The organism is Flavobacteriales bacterium, assembly GCA_020435415.1.
Classification (GTDB): domain Bacteria; phylum Bacteroidota; class Bacteroidia; order JACJYZ01; family JACJYZ01; genus JACJYZ01.
This window is the reverse complement of sequence record JAGQZQ010000055.1, coordinates 1-21,703: the sequence shown is the minus strand read 5'-3', so window position 1 is coordinate 21,703 and position 21,703 is coordinate 1. Positions and strand designations below refer to the sequence as shown.

Below are 21,703 nucleotides of genomic sequence, written 5' to 3'. Positions count from 1 at the left end.
TCCGTTTCCTGGATCTGAATGTCTCTTACCTTGTATGGCTACAACATCTTTCCCTTAGCCTTATAGCTTTTCTCCCCGATAAACTCTACCAGTGCCACCTGCTCCGGTTCACGATCTTTGCCTTTGTCCTTATAAAAGGTAAGTTCCGCAGAAGGTTGGGGATTTGTGGTTACCCTTTCGAGACGGGAATCTTTATCCTCCGGAATAAAAATGGACTTTTTAATTCCCGTATCCATGGTGAAACGCTTTACATAGTATAGCTGCTTTTCCCCGTCGAAATAAACAGCTGTCACCACACGATTGGGTTTATACTTTTCAATCAGCACGAGATCATTTTCGAAATGTGTGCTGATCTCATTGCCATAAATCTCGAAGGTACCGGACTGGTTAATAACAAAAATCTTATCCTCGCCGCTGAATTCGCCAAGGTAGGTGCCACGGCCCTCTGTATTCAAACGATGCACCACCTCATCAAACCATATTTTACGGGCACTGAGTGTAGAGACGCCTTCCTCCTTCTTCACGATCTTACGGATCGCATTTTTCGTCACAATATTGCCGGCAGCACCACGGCCTTTGATGATCACCTCTGAAAAATCGAGATCCATGCTCGTCCTGCGCAAACTGGGTTTGGGACGCAAATGCACGGTGACCACTTCGGCTTCTCCATTAGGATTGGCTGAGAAATAAAGGATACGTGATCCGTCCTTTCCCCGGGTCAGGTCATACTCTTTGTCTCTGGTGATACCGGTTACCGCAAACCTTTTCACCATGCCACCACCGGCCTTGCCATCCTGGTAGATCACGTTATAAACCGTTCGCTCATCACCCTTCTTCCAGACATCAACATATATAATGCCTTTTCCGACAAAAGCCTTGTCCGTGATACGCGTAATGATCATCTTACCATCTTCACGGAAGACGATGATGTCGTCAATATCCGAACAATCGCAGACATAATCGGATTCGGTTTTCTTTAGTCCGTGACCGATAAACCCTTCTTCGCGGTTTACATAAAGCTTGGTATTGGCCACTGCAACCTTTGTTGCCTGAATGGTATCAAACGTTTTGATCTCCGTCTTCCGTTCCTTTCCTTCCCCGTACTTCTTCTTCAGGTTCTTGAAATAATCAATTGCGAAATCCACGAGGTTTTTCAGGTGATGACGCACTACCTTCAACTCTTCCTCCAGCTTCTTGATCAGCTCATCCGCTTTAAAGCTGTCGAACCTGGAAATACGTTTGATTCGTATCTCGGTAAGCCTGGTCACATCCTCATCGGTCACTTCCCTGATAAGGTTTTTGACATAAGGTTTTAAACCTTTATGAATGGTAGAGAGAATTTCTTCCCAGGTTTCGCAATCCTCGATCTTACGGTAAATGCGCTTCTCGATAAATATCTTCTCCAGTGACGCGAAGTGCCACTGCTCCTCCAGTTCACCTTTCTTGATCTCCAACTCACGCTTGAGCAGATGAAGCGTATTATCCGTGGATATCTTCAATATCTCGCTGACGCCAACAAACCGCGGTTTGTCCTTTTCAATCACGCAGGTATTGGGAGAAATGGATACCTCACAATCCGTGAAAGCATACAGCGCATCGATCATCTTATCGGGAGACACGCCAGTCGCAAGATGCACCAGGATCTCTACATTTTCAGCGGTATTATCTTCAATCTTCCGGACCTTGATCTTGCCTTTATCATTGGCTTTGATAATGGATTCAATGAGACTGGATGTGGTGGTGCCGAATGGGATCTCATGGATCCGCAGGGTTTTGTTGTCGTCCTTGGCGATCCTTGCACGCACACGGATCTTCCCTCCTCTTTGTCCGTCGTTGTAATTCGTAAAGTCCGCCATTCCACCGGTAGGGAAATCGGGAACGAAGTTTGGATTTTGTCCACGAAGCACCCGGATGGATGCGTCAATCAATTCATTGAAATTATGGGGCATCACCCGCGTGGAAAGTCCCACGGCAATACCTTCTGCCCCTTGCGCGAGAAGCAGTGGAAACTTCACCGGAAGGTGAACGGGTTCTTTGCCACGGCCATCGTAAGACGCCAGCCATTCGGTGGTCTTGTTGTTAAATACCACTTCCAGCGCGAACTTTGTCAGACGGGCTTCGATATACCTGGGGGCGGCCGCACCATCACCGGTGAGGATGTTTCCCCAGTTACCCTGCATATCTATCAGCAATTCCTTCTGGCCCAACTGCACCAGCGCATCTCCGATGGATGCATCTCCATGCGGATGATACTTCATGGTATGACCGATCAGGTTGGCGACCTTATGATAGCGGCCATCTTCCAGTTCACGCATGGAATGCAGGATACGACGTTGCACCGGCTTCAAGCCATCTTCCATGGCAGGTACGGCACGTTCCAGGATCACGTACGAGGCATAGTCCAGGAACCACTCCTTATACATGCCGGAAAGGTGGATCACGTTTTCCGTGCTACCTTCACCCGGATTTGCATCCAGGGGCTGGTTTTCCTCTTCCATATGTCCGTTTTCCTCGCTCACCGTTGTACCAATGTATAACTAAGACGCTTTGGTTTTTGCTTTGGATTTTGTTTTCTTCTTAGAAGTCGCCACATCGCCTTCATTTTCATCTTCCTCCTGCTCCTCATCTTCCGGTTCCAATTCTTCTTCCTCCTCTGCCACGTAGTCTTTTTCCACCTTCAGGTTATCAATGATAAACTCCTGACGATCGGGTGTATTCTTGCCCATATAAAACTCCAGGATGGTGCTGATCGGAGAATCCTTCCCTATCACCACCGGCTCCAGGCGGATGTCCTTTCCGATAAAATGCTTGAACTCATCGGGTGATATTTCCCCAAGGCCCTTGAATCGGGTGATCTCCGGCTTGCCTCTTAGCTTCTTCATGGCTGCTTGTTTCTCCTGCTCCGAGTAACAGTAAATGGTTTCCTTTTTATCCCTGACCCTGAACAAAGGTGTCTGAAGAATATAGAGGTGACCATTCTTCACAAGGTCAGGGAAAAATTGCAGGAAAAAAGTAATCAGAAGAAGACGGATATGCATTCCATCCACATCCGCATCCGTTGCGATCACAATATTGTTGTAGCGCAGATGTTCAATCCCATCTTCGATATTCAGGGCGGCCTGCACGAGGTTAAACTCTTCGTTCTCGTAAACCACCTTCTTAGTCAGACCGTATGAGTTCAGCGGTTTTCCACGCAGACTGAATACCGCCTGGGTACTCACATCCCGTGACTTGGTGATGGATCCGCTGGCGGAATCTCCTTCCGTAATAAACAGGGTGGATTCCAGATTCCGTTCGTGCTTATCGCCAAAATGGACGCGGCAATCACGAAGTTTTTTATTGTGCAGACTCGCCTTCTTGGCGCGCTCCTTGGCCAGCTTACGAATACCGGAAAGCTCCTTGCGTTCCTTCTCGGATTGCATGATCTTCCGGTGAATGGCCTCTGCAGCTTCCTGGTTTTTGTGCAGGTAGTTATCCAGTTCGGTGGTCAGGAAATCCTGGATAAATCCATAAATGGATTTACCGCCCGGTTCCATATCCTGCGAGCCCAGCTTGGTCTTGGTCTGTGATTCGAATACGGGTTCAATAACCTTGATACTAACGGCCGCTATGATCGAGCTGCGGATGTCCACCGCATCATAATCTTTCTTGAAAAACTCCCGGATCGTTTTCACCACCGCCTGACGGAAGGCCGCCTGGTGGGTACCGCCCTGGGTGGTATGCTGTCCGTTCACAAACGAATAATATTCCTCTCCATAAGAAGAACCATGCGTCATGGCCACTTCGATGTCGTTGCCGCGAAGGTGGATGATCGGGTACAGCACTTCGCCGTCAATGCGTGCTTTCAGCAGATCGAGGAGGCCATCTTTTGAGTGGAAGCGCTGACCGTTGAACCGGATGGTGAGCCCCGGGTTAAGGTAAACGTAGTTCCACATCATATTTTCCACGAACTCCGTTCGGAAACGGAAGTTCCCGAAGATCGTCCGGTCCGGCAGGAACTGTGTCAGCGTTCCTTCCTTCTCATCCTGTTCCGCCTTGCCGATCTTGTGATCCGTGGTGACTTCACCATGCTGGAACTCAATGGTCTTATTTTTACCTTCTCTGACCGATCTCACCTGAAAATAATCCGACAGGGCATTTACGGCCTTCGTACCCACACCGTTCAAACCGACCGACTTCTTGAATGCTTTGGAGTCGTACTTGGCTCCGGTATTGATGCGGGACACACAATCCAGCACCTTCCCCAGGGGAATGCCACGACCATAGTCCCTCACGGTCACCTGACCTTCGGAGATGGATACATCAATGGTCTTCCCATGCCCCATGACGAACTCATCAATGCTGTTGTCGATCACCTCCTTGAGCAGTACATAAATACCGTCGTCATGGGAAGATCCGTCGCCCAGCTTACCTATGTACATCCCCGGCCGGAAACGGATATGCTCTTTCCAGTCGAGGGTACGTATGTTGTCTTCGGTATATTTTACTTCTTCATCTGCCATACACTAAGTACAGAGTAGTTGGTAGATAGTCGTTAGTAGACAATAGATAATTAGACAATAGACATTGGACAATGGTAGTTGGTCATCTGTAAAAAATATGTCCCCTCCATCACTTTGCCACGTCATCCAATGATGTCAATTTTGACACGATCTGCGAAGATAATGATTTCAAATCACCCGGAAAGCCTTACAGGGCAAGAGTTTTCAACAAACCAGGGGGCTTTGTTGATAAATTTTTTGAAGAAATCTGAAATTTCCTGATGGATCATGATGACGAACACCTTCGTTCTGACTGGCTAGCGCAGACGTCTGGTCCTGACTTTCTCAGAAACACTGATTTGCGTAACAAATACTACAGGATAACCAGACGAAGGTACAACCTTCGCCTAACGCTCTGCCAGATATAGAAATGCTATGGCGAATTAGGATTACCTACTCATTGATCCAACCTTTTTAACATCCGATTGATATAAACAATAACAATTATTAGAGTAATGCAGAGGCTTGAAATAAGACCTGCGACCAACGCATCCCTTTGTGTAATATGTGTCTTGTAAAATAGCGACCCCAGACCCACTAGACAACCCATTAGTGTTAGAGAGAGATAATGATTCAATCCTCGGAGAAACCTGACATTGTTCTTTTTCATTTAAGGATCGTTATAATTAAGGGTTTCTTATTACTTCGCTGGCGCGGACGTCTCGTCCGGGCTTATTTTTAACCTTCCATTACATGAGTAAACTTTCCCATCACATTCGCCAAAATGCCAAACGCTGCATTCCTACATTTGCGACATGTCCGACAAATATAAGATACGAGAACCTGACAAGGCCTACTTTGTTACCATGACCATCGTACAGTGGATCGATGTTTTCAGCAGACCTATTCAAAAGAAACGACTCTTTGCCTCTCTGCAACACTGCCAGCAAAACAAAGGATTGATCATATACGCCTATTGCCTAATGTCAAGTCATCTTCATATGATCTGCCAGGCTGATGAAGGTCACCTGTTAACCAATATTCTTCGTGACTTCAAAACATTCACCAGCAAACAAATCATTCAGACTATTCAAGAAGAACCGGAAAGCCGGCGTGAATGGATGTTATCGGCATTTCATCAAGCCTGCGATCATTTAAAACGAAAACAACGTTTTAAAGTATGGCAAGATGGCAATCACGCCAAAGAGCTTTTCTCTAATCACTTTATCTGGCAAAAGCTGGATTACATTCATGCAAACCCTGTTAAAGATTTGATCGTGTCACATCCCGAAAATTATCTATATAGCTCTGCCAGAAACTATGCCGAACTTGATAGCATGCTTGATGTTGTGATGCTATCCAGGCCTGTAAAAACATCTTAGTTAGGGGCCCGGACGGGACGTCCGCGCCAGCTACGACGGGACGTCTGCGCCAGCTGCTTTGTTGAATACTTCTTGTATTTTACAAACCAACTACCGGGCTATTCCCCGTTCTCCGCGCCAGCTACGAGCCCGGACGGGACGTCCGCGCCAGCTGCTTTGTTGAATGCTTCTTGTATTTACAAACCAACTTTCGGGCTATTCCCCGTTCTCCTTATCCTCCAGAAGGGGTACAAATCTGAATTCGCCGAACGTCTCACGCTCCGTTTCACCATTTTCTCCCTTTTTAATGAGCATCATCTCTTGTATATTCTGGCCTACGGGGATCACTAACCGGCCACCCGGCTTGAGTTGGTCTATCAAAGCCGGCGGCACATAGGGTGCTCCCGCAGTTACAATGATCTTATCGAAAGGCTCAAAGGCTGGTAATCCGGCATAACCATCACCATAAAACAACCTGGGACGATAATTCATTTCTTCCAGCAACTTTTTTGTCTTCTGGTATAACTCCCGTTGCCGCTCGATGGAAAATACCTTCACCCCCATCTCAACCAATACGCAGGTTTGGTAGCCTGAACCAGTGCCTACTTCCAGAACCTTCTCACCTTTCTTAAGATCCAACAGGTCGGTTTGAAAAGCAACCGTATAAGGCTGCGAAATAGTTTGTCCGGCTCCTATAGGAAAGGCCTTATCCTCATATGCAAAATTCAAAAAAGCGGTATCCATGAACCAATGCCTGGGCACCCTGTCCATGGCAGCAAGCACCGTCTCATTCTTAATGCCCTTTTGCCGTAATATATCCAGCAACTTCTTCCGTAATCCTTTATGCCTATAATTATCTTCCATGCCGAATGTTTATGGACGCCGAAAATACAAAAAGGTTTATAGTTACCACAGAGACAGCATACAGAGACAGCATACAGCAACAGCATACTGCATACAGGGAGAACCAGAAGCTTACGGTATCGCCCCCATATGCTTACAGTGGATGCTCTTGCTATTCTTCCTTCCGGTTAGCATCTTTAATGAAGTTATGTACATTTGCTTCTTCTTTATAAAACAGATCATCCCATGAGAAAGGCGAGCAGACAATTTTTGGAGGAATACTTAAACAATGCATCCCCCACCGGTTTTGAATCACAAATGCCTACCGGCGCCAAAAGCGGCCAGCAAATATGGCTGGATTATATCCGACCGTACATCGATGAATACCAAACGGACGTTTACGGAACCACGGTTGGGGTGATCAACCCGAAGGCAGCTTACAAAGTGGTGATTGAAGCCCACGCCGACGAGATCTCATGGTTTGTGAATTATATCAGCGAAGATGGATACCTCTATGTCATCCGCAACGGTGGCTCGGATCACATGATCGCGCCTTCGATGCGGGTAAACATACACACCAAAAAAGGCATTGTAAAAGGGGTGTTCGGATGGCCGGCTATTCATGTACGCCAGAAAGACAAGGAAGAACCGCCTTCCATGAAGAATATTTTCATCGATTGCGGCTGCAGCTCCAAGGCCGAAGTAGAGAAAGCCGGAATCCATGTGGGCACTGTCGTTACCTTTGAAGATGAACTGATGGACCTGGGCAAGAACTACATCACCGGACGCGCTTTGGATAACCGCATCGGTGGATTCATGATCGCTGAAGTGGCACGCCAGATCAAAGAAAGCAAGAAGAAGTTACCGTTCTGTCTATATATTGTAAATGCTGTGCAGGAAGAGATTGGCTTAAGAGGTGCGGAGATGATCTCACGCAGACTCAAGCCGAACGTGGCCATCGTGACCGACGTCACACATGACACACAATCTCCTCTTTACAAGAAAAAGGAAGAAGGTGACATCACTGCGGGAAAAGGCCCTGCGTTGACCTATGGTCCCGCCGTTCAAAACAATCTCCTGAACATGATCATCTCCGTGGCTGAGAAGAAAAAGATTCCCTTCCAGCGGTCAGCAGCATCACGCAGCACCGGGACCGACACCGACGCATTTGCATATTCTGCAGACGGTGTGGCTTCAGCACTCATTTCCCTGCCATTGAAATATATGCATACCACCGTTGAGACTGTGCATAAGGATGATATCGACAGCGTCATTAAATTGATGTACGAAACAATCACACAACTCAAAGCAGGTCATGACTTCCGGTATATCAAATAAACTTCAACGGGCTTTCCTGATCGCCGGTTGTATACTTTCGGCTTCCCCCCTGTTCTCTCAGGTAGAACAGGCATTCCAGGAAAACAAGAGTCCGACTTACGAGGAAACCATCACCGCCTACCGCAAACTTGCAGAAGCGCATCCGATGGCATTCCTCATTGAGTATGGCACCACGGATGCTGGCATCCCCCTGCACATGCTGCTTATCACAAAGGATCAGGATGTAGATCCTGTCTCGCTTCGCAAACGGGACAAGCGCATCATCCTTATCAACAACGCCATTCATGCCGGTGAACCATGCGGTGTTGACGCAAGCATCAAGTTCGCACAGGACCTTCTCAATAAGAAGATATCATCCGCCTACCTCGATAACGTGATTATCTGCATCATTCCGGGTTATAATATCGGCGGCATGCAAAACCGCAATAGCACCACCCGTGTCAATCAGGACGGCCCCCAAGAATATGGCTTCCGCGGCAACGCCAGAAACTTTGACCTGAACCGGGATTTCATCAAGGCCGACAGCAAGAACGCCCGGACCTTCGCCGAAATCTACCATACCTGGCGTCCGGACATTTTCGTGGACACCCACACCACGAACGGTGCAGACTACCCTTATACGATGACGCTGATCCCAACGCATCCGGACAAGATCCATCCGTTGATCGGTACCTATATGAGGGAAACCATGCTCCCCGAACTTTACAAAAGCATGAATGCAGCCGGCGTGCTGACAACACCCTATGTAAACAGCATCAGACAAACCCCGGATGATGGCATCGCGGGATTCCTTGATTCTCCGAGGTATTCCACAGGCTACACGTCGCTCTTCAACACCATCGGGTTCATTACCGAAGCACACATGCTAAAGCCATACAATGAAAGGGTGATGGCTACCTATACTTTTCTGGTGAATATTCTGAAATTCACCTCAGAAAACGGTCAGCGTATCGGAAAGGTCAGAGGCATTGCCGCACAGGAAGACCGCGAACGAAAAGATTTTGCACTCAGTTGGAAACTGGATAGCACCCGAAGCACGCCACTGATGTTCAAAGGATACACCGCCGGTTACAAACCCAGCGATGTGACCGGAAAGGATCGCTTGTATTACGACCGCGAACAGCCTTATGAGAAAGCCATCCCGTTTTATGACACCTACCGGCCGGCGGACAAGGTAACGGCTCCCGTGGCCTACATCATCCCCCAGGCATGGAAGGAAGTGATAGACTTACTGAAAGCGAATAAAGTGACGATCCAGAAACTCACACAGGACATGAACATTCCTGTGAGTGCCTATTACGTTGAAGATTATCAGACGGTCGAAACACCATTTGAAGGACACTACCTTCATTATAATATCAAAACGAGAACAGAGGCGCAACGCATCGATTTTAAAAAGGATGATTATGTGGTGTATCTGAACCAGTCCAAGAACCGTTTCCTGATAGAAGTTCTGGAACCAAGAGCTACGGACTCTTACTTTGCCTGGAACTTTTTTGATGTGATCCTGGCGCAGAAGGAACATTTCTCTCCCTACGTCTTCGAAGACCTGGCTGCTAAGTATCTTGCCGAACACCCGGACATCAAACAGCAACTTGATCTTAAGAAACTGGAGGATGATGCGTTTGCGGAAAGTCCGTATCAGCAGCTGCTATGGGTGTACAGACAGACCCCTCATTACGAGGCTGCACATCTGCGTTATCCCATCTTCAGGCTTGATAAAGAGACCACCCTTCCGGTAAAATATGAATAAGCGCCACACAGGTATCTTCGTGTTTGTTGCCGGCCTGATCGTCACCCTGGCATGGACATCATGCAAAAAGGATCCCGATCCGAATGAATTGCCCAAAAGCACCTGGCAGGTGATCTTTACCGATGAGTTTGATACTTCCAGGGCAGAACAAATGGATCACTGGACGTATGCGAAACTTCCTTACGACAGCACCTTCACCGGGCCCAACCAATACATTCCGCAAGGGTATTTTGGCGACTGGTGCTTTTCGCTGGGACCACTGGATACGCCGATGGCGAGTGGTATGGCGTGTATTTTCCCGGTGTCCTTCGGATTACCAGATAGTCTGCCGGCTGGCACCTACCAGATGACCACCTGGATCCTCTGCCCCGGCTTCTCATCCTGCTCCCTCTCCTTAAAACTGAACAGCGAAACAGACAGTGTGAGCCATGATACCATCGTCAGCCCCAGAACATGGACGAGGTTCACCCTCATGCAAACCCTTGATCAGAACGGACCGATCGCAGCGTCGTTTCTTGTCGGCACACCTGACACGGCTGCAGACCGTCGTGTACTGATTGACTACGTTCAATTGGTCCGGACCAAATAAGGCTTCCGGAAAGTTCGTTTGTGAACGTACAGTTCAAATCCAATTCGTTACTTTTAAGGAATGAAAAAGAGATTGTTGCTGGCCCTTTTGCTTCCGATGCTTGCCTTCACCACCGGTGGCGGCACATTTGAAATAGGTCTGCTGAAATATGGTGGCGGTGGCGACTGGTATGCCAACCCTACTTCACTTCCCAACCTCATCGAATTCTGCAATAGAAATCTGGGAACAGACATCAAGCCGGATTATGCCGTCGTGGAAGTGGGGAGTCCTGAGATCTTCAACTATCCTTTTCTTCATATGACCGGTCACGGGAACGTCGTATTCTCACCCGGCGATGTGGAGAACCTTAGAAATTATCTGATCTCCGGTGGATTTCTTCACATTGATGATAACTACGGACTGGACGGATTTATCCGCCCTGAAATGAAAAAGGTTTTTCCGGAACTGGAATTCATCGAGCTGCCTTACAACCACCCTATCTATCATCAGAAATATAAATTCCCCAAAGGTCTTCCCAAGATCCATGAACATGACGATAAACCCGCACAGGGTTTTGGCTTATTTTACGAAGGACGGCTCGTATGTTTCTACAGTTACGAATGTGACCTGGGCGATGGATGGGAAGACCGGGAAGTGCATAATGACTCGGAAGAGAACAGGCAGAAAGCCTTGAAAATGGGTGCGAATATCATTCAGTTTGTGTTGATGGGAGATGGGTAGTGTGATAATGTGTTAATGAGATGATGTGTTAATGAGATGATGTGTTAATGTGATGATGTGGTGATGTGGTGATGTGACAATTTGAAAATTGGAGAGCCTTTTGTGCATCAGATTATATAAGGTACGCCAACTTTAAACTTTAAACCTTAAACCGTTCATCCGTGAACATCGACATCCCTAAATCAAGTTTTCCCCGTGTGGTGATCATAGGCGGAGGGTTCGGGGGGATCAACATTGCAAAACGTCTTTGCCGGCGGAATTTTCAGGTGGTGCTTCTCGACAAGCACAACTACCACACGTTTCAACCGCTGCTTTACCAGGTGGCTACCGCCGCCCTGGAACCCGCATCCATCAGCTTTCCGATCAGAAAAATATTTCATAAGGAGAAGGATTTCTATTTCCGGATGGCGGAAGTGAAGGATGTGGATAGCGCTAAAAAAATGATCCACACGGAGATCGGTGAACTGCATTACGACCACCTCGTTATCGCAACCGGATCGCAAACCAATTACTTTGGCATGGAAGGTTTGATCATCAGCTCCATGCCGATGAAGACCGTGCCGGAAGCGCAGGACCTGCGCAGTCTGATGCTTCAGAACTTTGAAAAGGCACTCAGCATAGAAAACAAGAGAAAGAAGAAAAGCCTCATGACCTTTGCCATCGCCGGTGCCGGACCAACAGGCGTCGAACTTGCAGGTGCTCTTGGTGAACTCAAAATGCAGATACTTCCCAAAGACTACCCCGAGCTGGATTTCTCCAAAATGCGGATTCTGTTGATCCAAAGTGGAAAGCGTGTATTGCCCGCATTATCCGAAACATCATCCGCCAAAGCGCAGCGCTTTCTTGAGAAACTGGGCGTGGAGGTCATATTAAATACGCGTGTACTGGATTACTTCGGCGACTACATCCAAACCAACAACAAGGACTTTGCAGCCCGCACCTTAATATGGACCACCGGCGTCAGAGGATGTCCCATCGGAGGTATTCCGGCAGATGTCATCGACAAAAGAAGTCAGCGAATGCATGTGGACACCTTCAACAGGGTAAACGGTTACGAGGATATTTTTGCCATCGGTGATTGTGCTGCTATGGTGAGCGAAGAATACCCAGGCGGTCACCCTCAGGTGGCACCTGCCGCCATACAACAGGGACGCCACCTGGCGGATAACCTGCATCGTCAGCAAAAAGGCCAACCCATGAAGCCATTCAAATACATGAACAAGGGCGCCATGGCAACAATAGGCCGGAATAAAGCGGTAGTTGAGTTTGCCGGATTAAAAATGGCCGGCTTTGTGGCCTGGTTCATATGGATGTTCGTACACCTCATGAGCCTTATCGGCTTCCGTAACCGCGTTGTGGTGCTATTCGACTGGACACGCAGTTATTTTAATCACGACAAAGGAGTACGCGTCATCTTCCAGCAATTTGACCTGATGGAAGAAAAGAAAAAAAGAAAACGGGAAATGCTTAATGAGGAGGTGTGAGGGTTAGTAGACATAAGACATTAGACAAAAGACATAAGACATAAGACACTGTTATGACTAAAAAACAATATACCAAAGACGGAGTGACGGTCATCTGGGAACCCGGTAAATGCACACATTCCGGAGTATGCGTCTGCCGTATTTAAACCCAAAGAGCGTCCATGGATTCAAATGGACGGCGCACCGAATGAGGACATCATCAGACAAGTGAATCAATGCCCCTCCGGTGCCATCTCTATAAAAAAGGAAGAACAATGAGCAAATCAAAAAAAGTTACCGGCATCGGTGGGATTTTCTTCAAATGCAAAGACCCGGATGCCATGAAAGATTGGTACCGTGACCAACTCGGACTGAATACAAACCAATACGGATCTCTGTTTGAGTTCAGGTCTTCGGATCAACCCGACCAAAAGGGATACCTGCAATGGAGCCCCTTTGACGACAAGACCACCTACTTTGAACCTTCACAAAAAGAGTTCATGATTAACTACCGCGTGGAAAACATCGAGGCACTGGTGGAAGAACTCAAAGCCGCTGGGGTGACCATCTGCGATGAGATCGAAACTTACGAATACGGCAAGTTCGTGCATATCCTCGACCCTGAAAACAACAAGATTGAACTGTGGGAACCCGTGGACCAGGTGTTCACGGATATGTATGAAGACCAGACGACGAAGTGATTTGGTGATGTGATGATGTGGTGATGGGTGATGTGGTGACCTGCCAGCCGACGCCAAGGCCATTGCAGGGCAGGCAGGTGTGCTAATGGGATGAGTACCAAAGATGCTACGAATTCAACTAACGAAACCAAAAGACTTATCATTATGGCTTACGAACTTAAAACAGAAATCATGATTGGTGCGGGGCCGGATAAGATCTGGGAACACCTGTCAGACTTCCCCTCCTACCCTTCATGGAACCCGTTTGTCACTTCTGTGGAAGGGCAGATCTCAGAGGGCGCCTCGTTCAAGGTAACCCTGCAACCTCCCGGTGGAAAACCGATGGTATTCAAACCCCGCTGTCTGGCTTACAAACCGGGAAAGGAATTCCGCTGGCTCGGCCATTTGTTGATCCCCGGGTTGTTTGACGGAGAGCATATCTTCGAACTTCAGGAAAAAGAGAACGGACAAACCCAATTTATACAACGGGAAAAATTCAAAGGCATCCTTGTTCCGCTTTTCAAAAAAATGTTGGAGACCCAAACCAGGGCCGGATTTGAAAAAATGAACCAGGCGTTGAAAGAAAGAGCGGAGAAATAGTTATTCAGCCAATTCGCGTTTTCGGGAGTTTATCCTAACCATGTAAACGACAGCAAGCAACACCACTCCGATTCCTGTAGTTATAGTGATACCTGTCATGAGGATTGTATCAGGTGACCATTTGAGTTTATCAGATAATAGATAGCTCAGTGGAAAAAAGCTGGCGATCACATATGAAGGCACGAATGCCAGCCCCATTGTAATGGCGAGATACTTCGGGTTGGAATAGCGTGCCAGCAAACCATAAAAGACGGGTCCAACATGTACTTCACCGATCGCTACCAGCACTATGGCACTTATAAATACCGGTAGATGCTGTGCCGTGGGCGTGTCCCCTATGATCAAAAGCGCCAACATCCCCATGCCTGCAGCCAGAAAACCTATGGCAAGCTTTGTAAACTGATGGCTATAATAATAGCTCCAGACAAACAAAGCAATCAACAGGCCCCCAACCAACACTATACTATCAAAGATGCCCGTAATTCCCTTCGAAACTGTCAGCACATTCAACTGCCTCAGTTTATCGTGTATATCAAATATCATGGCTCCATACAAAGAATATAGCAACCAAAAGAGACCTACCACTAGTGCTCCCAATATGATATACCATATATTTTTGATACCCCCCCTGGCATCTGAAGTCCCTTCGGCCTCCTGTTCTGTCTTTATAAACAACATCGGCAAAACGGCCAGCAGTATTATTACGCCCGAGGTAGCAAAACCATATTCCCAACCATGCGATTCCCCAACTTCGCCAATCACAATTGCTCCAACAAATGCACCTGCTGTAATCAGAATGTAAAATATGGTAAAACCCGCGTCGAGTAACTTCGGGGTCTTCAGATACTGCTTCGCAAATTGAGAAGCAATATTCGGTGTGTAGATACCGGATCCCAATACCACCAGACCCGCCCCGGTGTACAACATGGAGTGAGATGGAATACCAATCACAAACGCACCCACGGACTGCAATAAAGCCCCAACCAACACCGCTCGTTTGTTACCAAGTAACAGGTCACCGATGATCCCTCCGAATACCTGAGATAATGCGACAGCAGCGGTAAAGAACGTATAGAGCTGGAAAGCTTCTGTAGCAGACATAGACATGGTCTCCCCTACCATATATAATACCAGTATCCCACGCAACCCATAATAACCCGCACGCTCGAGCATTTTCGAGAAGGCCACTAACAGCGCTTCACGGGAGTGTATCTGTCCGCTTACTGCTTTGATCCGGGTATACATAAGGGTTATATTTGTTCTATATTCAATTCTCGCGGTGGAAAATACATCAAAATACAATAAGCAATTATACTTTATTATATAATGCCTGAACAAAATATTATCACCATTCATCGCGGCCCTATGTTCAGAGGGAAGCGTTCCTTTCTGGGCATAGGAGGTACATCCTTTGGCAGCATCTTTATCATTCTTGCATTAAACTATGGTGCATGGGTCGTAGCAATCATTTCCGCATTGTTAATCATCCCACTTATCAGTCTTGCCATAGGACAGGAAGGTGTTGAGATTGATACAAAAAAGAAGACCGTAAGGCTCTACCGTCTATTCCTGAGATTTCGTTACGGTGTATGGCATCCGATCACACTATATCATGAAATGGTGTTAATAAAGGACTATTGGCATACAAACAGAAGTATCGTTAAAACGAGCGTGCACCGTTCTTCTTACAACATTGTACTTAGGAACCAGGACAACTCATTGCAGCTCGTCCTTATAGACACAAACAACTACAACGACGCATGTGAAGCGCTTTCCAAGCTTGAAAAATCCATTGATCTACCGGTTAGAAATATCGTAAAAGATTTGAATGACAGTGCCCGGGTGACAAGAAGAAAAAAAGGTCGACGGTAATACATTCCAGAGATACCGGAAAAACGGTAATGAGTTCCCCCCTACCCTACTGAGCCAAACATGGCTTATCCGCGTTTTATAACCTCCACCAACTGTGCCGCCGGCAACACACCTGACTGGCGCCACTTTACTTCACCATTCCTGAATAAAATAAGCGTAGGCACACCCTGCACCCTATATTGCATAGCCACCTGAGGATTCTTATCCACATCCACTTTCAGGATGGTTACAGCATCACCCAATTGCGCCTTGACCTCTTTAAGGATCGGCGGCATCATTTTACAGGGACCACACCACTCTGCATAGAAGTCTACCAGTACCGGCTTGCTTCCTTGTATATGTTGTTGAAATGACGACATCGGATTGTGAACTATTAAAACAACTGCTTACCTCCCGGTAACCTTAAACCCTAAACCTTAAACCTTAAACCTTAAACCCCAACGTTAACGGGTCTGTTCATACTGTCAACACGATAACTGAACATTATCACAAGACTTTCTTAAAGGTAAGGAAAATATAGCGCCATCTTAATCGGATAGTTTTACTCCCGACAAGAAAACCTTATTTACAAACCTTTTTTTTAACGGAGGAATCCCAAATGAAAAAAACGAACAGCTTCGCCAGAATGACGCTTCTGGCTGGCCTGGTCGCAGCAACAGCAGGCAACCAGGTAGCGGCACAAGATTTTGTGACCGATGAAGCACCTATGATGAAAGGTGTTACTCAAAACATCAAGAACGGTTGGCAGTACTCAGCCCTGCTTACAACCGGTGAGACAAACAACGACGGTGACGATGTCAACCAGGATGAGTTCGGATATCAGATTCCCGGCCTGTTTGACGGAATTGCAGCCTGGAAAAACGGCAGCCACGTACGTGTACTTGTTAATCATGAATTTGGTGACGGTGTTGGTTATCAATACCAGCTTGCAAACGGCACCATGCTCACAGGAGCCCGCATCAGCAGCGTTTCCATTTCACGCATCGACCGGAAGGTTGACGCTGTCGGACTGGCTTTCAACACCATCTATGATCGCGCAGGAAATGTCGTTACAAGCGGCTTTCAAATCAACCCGGGCGCAGCCCTTGGCACCGATGGCTTCGACAGATTTTGCTCAAGCTCAGGTGTAAGCAAATTCGAATATGGTTTCTGGGATGATATCTACTTCACCGGAGAAGAAACCGGAAACGGACAGCTCACAGCGCTTGACGTAAATAAAAAGGATCTATATGTAATCCCGATGGCAGGACGCGCCGCTTTTGAAAGCGTAACTGTTATTGAGAACTTCCACTCAAACAAAGTGGCTTTCCTCATCGGTGATGATTCCGGTGGTGCTCCCCTTTACCTTTATGTAGGTGAGAAAAACTCCAACGCCAGTGGCTACAACCCAAACAAATCTTTTCTGAAGAGAAACGGTCTGTCCAACGGCCATCTGTATGTTTGGGTATCTGACGACTATGCAGGAAGCGGCGAGATCGACCCAACCACCTTTAACGGCACCGGCAGCTCACGCGACGGAAAATTCGTGCGTATCGATCACTTCGACGCCGCCAATGCCGGTCTGCCTGGCTATGACGCCCTTGGCTTTGCCGATCAATCCACACAGTATACCATGGCTGCTGCCGTGGGTGGTTTCAAATTCTCACGCCCTGAAGACCTGTCTACAAATCCTTATGACGGAACACAAGTGGTTTTGGCTTCTACAGGACGTAGCAGCTTGTTCGGTGGTGCGGATTCATGGGGTACAACCTACATCATCGACTTTGATGATCAGGATTTGCAGTCCCAGTTAAACAGCCCGCTGGCCTCTATCAACAACATCAAAGCCAACATACGCATTGCTTATGATGGTGACGATGCAGGTAACGGAATCGTTGCCGGTCCTGATTTCGGTATCCGCAGCCCGGACAACCTGGTATGGTCTGACAATGGCTTTATCTATCTTCAGGAAGACCGTTCCGTTTCCGGTTTTGGTCTTACCAGCGGCATCGAAGCCTCTGCATGGCAACTGGACCCTGCAACCGGTGACATCCAAAGGATCCTTGAAATGGACCGCAATGCCGTTCCTTTCATGCAGGTGGATAACAATCCTACCGACATTGGTAACTGGGAATCTTCAGGTGTACTGGATGTAACATCACTGTTCATCACCAGCCCGGGAGAAACACTGCTGATCGGTGATGTTCAGGCACACAGCGTTCGCAGCGACATGATCAACAACTCAAAGCTGGCCGAAGGCAGCCAATTGTTCCTGGTTTCGAAGAACTTTGGCTTCCACGGACATAAAGCACATGCGATCACGAACGAGGAAATGGAATCCACTCCATCATCCAACTTCGCTTCCCCAAATCCCGTATCTGGTACACTCTTCATCAAAGAAGCTACCGATGTTGAGATTTACACCCTGGAAGGTCGCCTGGTGATTTCCAAAGCACAAGCCACCTCCATTGACGTTAGCAAACTGGAGTCTGGCATTTACATGGTAAAAACTTCTGACGGTCAATCCCAAAAAATTATCGTTGAGAACAAGTAACCATTCATTTTAACCCAGGTTATGCATTAGGAAGTGCTTTTCGCGCTGAACTAAATGTATTAGCTGGGGTTACCCCGCGTAGAAAATCAAGAAATTCTTCCGAAGAAGATAATCGGTGGTATTTGATTTTCTTATGCGTCATGCAATAGTTTTTTTCTCTATTGCATGATTTGGGTTCAATTTCCCGATTGCTGAACTTTGCAGTTGAGAGAGGTTGTCCCGTAAGGCAGCCTCTTTTTTTATCTCCCCACTCAAAATATCAGATGTATTTACAGAAGGGGCACACCTGAAAAATCGGCAGAATATTCGGACCAAAATTCAATTCCCGTGTCAACCTGACCTGGTTTTATTTCTCAGCAAAACCTCTTCCAGCCAAAATTTCCGGTTTTCTTCCCCTTATCCGGCTTGGATGAGATTTTGATGATAACCATTCAGTATGTTCCATGGTGGAATGTGTACATCAAAATACATCAGACATGAACCTGAACCAATTTACATTGAAATCGCAGGAGGCCATTCAGCAAGCCCAGCAAATTGCATCCGGGCATCAGCATCAGGCCATTGAACCTGCACATATACTTAAAGGCATCCTCAACGTGGATGAGAATGTCACACCTTTTCTTCTGAAGAAACTGAATGTAAACATTCCTACCCTTACGAAAGCCCTGGATGCCATCATCACCTCATTTCCCAAGGTCAGTGGAAATGAACAATATCTTTCACGAAGCGGTAACGCCGCCGTTCAGAAAGCCATGAACCTCATGCATGACCATAAGGATGAATTCGTGTCTGTTGAACATCTGATACAAGGCATCCTTCACGGGAATGATGCGGCAGCCCAATTGCTCAAAGACAGCGGAGTCACGGAAAAAGACCTGCAAGCCGCGGTTACCGACCTGAGACAAGGCTCAAGGGTGACCAGCCACAGCGCCGAAGAAACTTATAATGCGTTGAATAAATACGCCAACAACCTCAACGAAATGGCGCGTAACGGGAAGCTGGACCCGGTGATCGGACGGGATGACGAGATCCGTCGCGTGCTGCAAATCCTTTCCAGAAGGACAAAAAACAACCCCATACTGATCGGTGAACCCGGTGTTGGTAAGACTGCCATTGCGGAAGGCCTTGCCCATCGCATCATCAACGGCGACGTCCCGGAGAACCTTAAATCAAAACAAATCTTTTCACTGGATATGGGCGCCCTGGTTGCGGGAGCAAAATACAAAGGTGAGTTCGAAGAGCGCCTGAAAGCCGTAGTCAAAGAAGTGACTGGCGCGGAAGGAAACATTGTACTTTTCATTGACGAGATTCATACCCTCGTGGGTGCCGGAGGCGGCGAAGGAGCGATGGATGCCGCCAATATCCTCAAACCTGCACTTGCAAGAGGTGAACTCCGTGCCATTGGCGCGACCACCCTGGCGGAATACCAGAAGTACTTTGAAAAAGATAAGGCCCTGGAACGTCGCTTTCAAAAAGTGACCATCGACGAACCTGACACGGATGATGCCATTTCTATCCTTCGTGGTCTGAAAGAAAAATATGAAACACACCATAAGGTGCGCATCAAGGACGAAGCCATCATCGCTGCGGTAGAGCTTTCTCAGCGCTATATCACAGACCGCTTTCTGCCCGATAAGGCCATCGACCTGGTAGACGAAGCCGCATCCAAACTGAGACTTGAGATCAATTCCATGCCCGTTGAACTGGACGAGGTAGAACGCAAAATCCGTCAGCTTGAGATTGAAAGAGAAGCCATCAAAAGGGAAAAGGATGAAAAGAAATTGAAGAAGCTTTCCGAAGAGATCGCCAACCTCTCCGATGAACGAAACAACCTGAAAGCAAAATGGCAGGCGGAGAAGGAAGTCGTCGAAGGTATTCAGCAAGCCAAAGAAGATATTGAGAACTTCAAGCTGGAAGCAGAGCAGGAAGAACGCGCCGGAAATTATGAACGGGTTGCCGAACTTCGTTACGGAAAGATCAAAGAAGCCGAAGCCCAGCTGGAATCCTTCAAGAAAAAACTGGCCGAAGAACAGCAAGGCAACAAAATGATCAAAGAGGAAGTGGACTCCGAAGATATCGCTGCGGTGGTATCCCGGTGGACAGGCATTCCGGTGAATAAAATGTTGCAGAGTGAAAAAGACAAACTGTTGCACCTGGAAGATGAACTCCACAAACGTGTGGTGGGACAGGAAGAGGCCATCGCCGCGGTTGCGGATGCCGTCAGAAGAAGTCGCGCTGGTCTGCAGGACGAGAAGCGTCCCATCGGGTCATTCATCTTTCTCGGCACCACCGGCGTGGGAAAAACCGAGCTGGCCAAGGCACTTGCCAACTACCTTTTCAATGATGAAAACCTGATGACAAGGATAGACATGAGTGAGTACCAGGAAAGACATGCGGTTTCCAGACTGGTAGGCGCCCCTCCCGGATACGTTGGCTACGATGAAGGTGGTCAGCTTACAGAAGCGGTACGCAGAAAGCCCTACAGTGTGATCCTACTCGATGAGATTGAAAAAGCACACCCCGATGTGTTTAATATCATGCTGCAGGTGCTTGACGATGGCAGGTTGACAGACAATAAAGGACGTATCGCCAACTTCAAGAACACCATCATCATCATGACCTCGAACCTCGGATCGGACATCATCCGTGAAAATTTCGAAAGCCTCACCGCCAAGAACCGTGAAGTGGTCATGGAAAGCACCAAGAAAGAAGTGCTGACGTTGCTGAAGAAAACCATGCGCCCCGAATTCCTGAACCGGGTGGATGAACTGATCATGTTCGAACCACTGACCGAAAAGGACATTCACAACATCGTGAAACTACAGATGCAGCAGCTCCAGCAAACTGTACTCAAGCAGGACATCCGGTTGACCATATCCGAAGATGCTGTGAACTACATCGCTGAAAAAGGATTTGATCCGCAGTTCGGTGCTCGTCCGATCAAAAGGCTTATTCAGAAAGAGGTGCTCAATGCCCTATCCAAAAGCCTTCTTGCCGGCACCATCGACAAAGGACAGGATGTGGTGATGGACGTATTCGATAATCAGATCGTGTTCAGAAAACCGATTAAGAAGGGCGAGAAGATGGGGAGTGATCTGTAGATAGTAGGCAGTAGGCAGTAGGCAGTATTGGTCACCGTTAATATTGGTGGGGTGGCAGGATTATCAGTAAGTAGAGATTGGCAAAGAGTATACGGTCCTTACAGATTCCTCGCATCTCAATCCGCATTATCATTTGTGGACTTGGGAGTAGCTACAAGCGACAGAATAGTACGACGAAGGTACAACCTTCGCCGAACGAGGGGCACATCATACATCACCAAATCATACATCATACTCCCGCGTACCCATATGCAAACCTTTCTCCGGTAACCCAACGCGTCACGCACTGCCTACTGCCTACTGCCTACTAACTACTAACGCGTTGACCACTTAGTCAGCCAAAGCATGTTTTAAGTGATTGACAGGTCT

At 47.5% G+C, this 21,703-nt stretch carries 16 protein-coding genes and 1 pseudogene; 12 read left to right on the top strand and 5 right to left on the bottom strand.

Features of this window, described 5'->3' with window-relative positions; genetic code table 11:
• Positions 1-38: 38 nt before the first annotated feature.
• Positions 39-2,498 carry a DNA gyrase/topoisomerase IV subunit A gene (locus KDD36_09815; protein MCB0396939.1) on the bottom strand — a complete coding sequence of 820 codons (2,460 nt, stop codon included), beginning with the start codon at positions 2,496-2,498 and terminating at the stop codon, positions 39-41.
• A 39-nt stretch (positions 2,499-2,537) separates the two neighbouring features.
• On the bottom strand, positions 2,538-4,502 hold the full coding sequence (locus tag KDD36_09810; protein ID MCB0396938.1) for a type IIA DNA topoisomerase subunit B: 1,965 nt from the start codon (positions 4,500-4,502) through the stop codon (positions 2,538-2,540).
• 794 nt (positions 4,503-5,296) lie between these two features.
• On the opposite strand from KDD36_09810, the gene KDD36_09805 reads away from it, so the two are divergent.
• On the top strand, positions 5,297-5,863 hold the full coding sequence (locus tag KDD36_09805; protein ID MCB0396937.1) for a transposase: 567 nt from the start codon (positions 5,297-5,299) through the stop codon (positions 5,861-5,863).
• Between the two features lie 195 nt (positions 5,864-6,058).
• Here the strand turns inward: KDD36_09805 and KDD36_09800 are convergent, their stop codons facing one another.
• Entirely contained in the window at positions 6,059-6,706 is a 648-nt protein-coding gene (locus KDD36_09800; GenBank protein ID MCB0396936.1) for a protein-L-isoaspartate(D-aspartate) O-methyltransferase, read from the bottom strand.
• Positions 6,707-6,931: 225 nt separating this feature from the next.
• On the opposite strand from KDD36_09800, the gene KDD36_09795 reads away from it, so the two are divergent.
• The 8 genes and pseudogenes from KDD36_09795 to KDD36_09760 all read left to right on the top strand — a co-directional run bounded on the left by KDD36_09795 (position 6,932) and on the right by KDD36_09760 (position 13,828).
• On the top strand, positions 6,932-8,023 hold the full coding sequence (locus tag KDD36_09795; protein ID MCB0396935.1) for a M42 family metallopeptidase: 1,092 nt from the start codon (positions 6,932-6,934) through the stop codon (positions 8,021-8,023).
• Positions 8,001-9,776, top strand: coding sequence for a hypothetical protein (locus tag KDD36_09790; GenBank protein MCB0396934.1), 1,776 nt, complete (start codon positions 8,001-8,003; stop codon positions 9,774-9,776). Before KDD36_09795 ends, KDD36_09790 begins: the two co-directional genes overlap by 23 nt.
• Positions 9,769-10,365, top strand: a complete 597-nt coding sequence (locus KDD36_09785) for a hypothetical protein (protein MCB0396933.1) — start codon at positions 9,769-9,771, stop codon at positions 10,363-10,365. Before KDD36_09790 ends, KDD36_09785 begins: the two co-directional genes overlap by 8 nt.
• Before the next feature lie 60 nt (positions 10,366-10,425).
• Positions 10,426-11,085, top strand: a complete 660-nt coding sequence (locus KDD36_09780) for a DUF4159 domain-containing protein (GenBank protein MCB0396932.1) — start codon at positions 10,426-10,428, stop codon at positions 11,083-11,085.
• Positions 11,086-11,252: 167 nt separating this feature from the next.
• A complete protein-coding gene (locus KDD36_09775) occupies positions 11,253-12,569 on the top strand; it encodes an NAD(P)/FAD-dependent oxidoreductase (GenBank protein ID MCB0396931.1) in 1,317 nt (438 codons plus the stop codon).
• 53 nt (positions 12,570-12,622) lie between these two features.
• Positions 12,623-12,827 (top strand): annotated as a pseudogene (locus tag KDD36_09770) ((4Fe-4S)-binding protein).
• Positions 12,824-13,249, top strand: coding sequence for a VOC family protein (locus KDD36_09765; GenBank protein ID MCB0396930.1), 426 nt, complete (start codon positions 12,824-12,826; stop codon positions 13,247-13,249). Before KDD36_09770 ends, KDD36_09765 begins: the two are co-directional and overlap by 4 nt.
• A 90-nt stretch (positions 13,250-13,339) precedes the next feature.
• Positions 13,340-13,828: an SRPBCC domain-containing protein gene (locus KDD36_09760; protein MCB0396929.1), complete on the top strand. Its 489-nt coding sequence runs from the start codon at positions 13,340-13,342 to the stop codon at positions 13,826-13,828.
• On the opposite strand, the gene KDD36_09755 is transcribed toward KDD36_09760, so the two are convergent.
• Positions 13,829-15,073, bottom strand: coding sequence for an MFS transporter (locus tag KDD36_09755; protein MCB0396928.1), 1,245 nt, complete (start codon positions 15,071-15,073; stop codon positions 13,829-13,831).
• Positions 15,074-15,154: 81 nt separating this feature from the next.
• Here KDD36_09755 and KDD36_09750 point away from each other — a divergent pair, with 81 nt between their 5' ends.
• Positions 15,155-15,700: a hypothetical protein gene (locus tag KDD36_09750; GenBank protein ID MCB0396927.1), complete on the top strand. Its 546-nt coding sequence runs from the start codon at positions 15,155-15,157 to the stop codon at positions 15,698-15,700.
• Between the two features lie 65 nt (positions 15,701-15,765).
• Here the strand turns inward: KDD36_09750 and trxA are convergent, their stop codons facing one another.
• Entirely contained in the window at positions 15,766-16,059 is a 294-nt protein-coding gene (gene trxA, locus KDD36_09745) for a thioredoxin (protein ID MCB0396926.1), read from the bottom strand.
• A gap of 239 nt (positions 16,060-16,298) precedes the next feature.
• Between trxA and KDD36_09740 the strand changes: the two genes are divergently transcribed.
• Together KDD36_09740 and clpB are read left to right on the top strand one after the other, a co-directional pair.
• Positions 16,299-18,233 carry a T9SS type A sorting domain-containing protein gene (locus tag KDD36_09740; GenBank protein MCB0396925.1) on the top strand — a complete coding sequence of 645 codons (1,935 nt, stop codon included), beginning with the start codon at positions 16,299-16,301 and terminating at the stop codon, positions 18,231-18,233.
• A gap of 476 nt (positions 18,234-18,709) precedes the next feature.
• Entirely contained in the window at positions 18,710-21,334 is a 2,625-nt protein-coding gene (gene clpB, locus KDD36_09735) for an ATP-dependent chaperone ClpB (GenBank protein ID MCB0396924.1), read from the top strand.
• Positions 21,335-21,703: the final 369 nt, after the last annotated feature.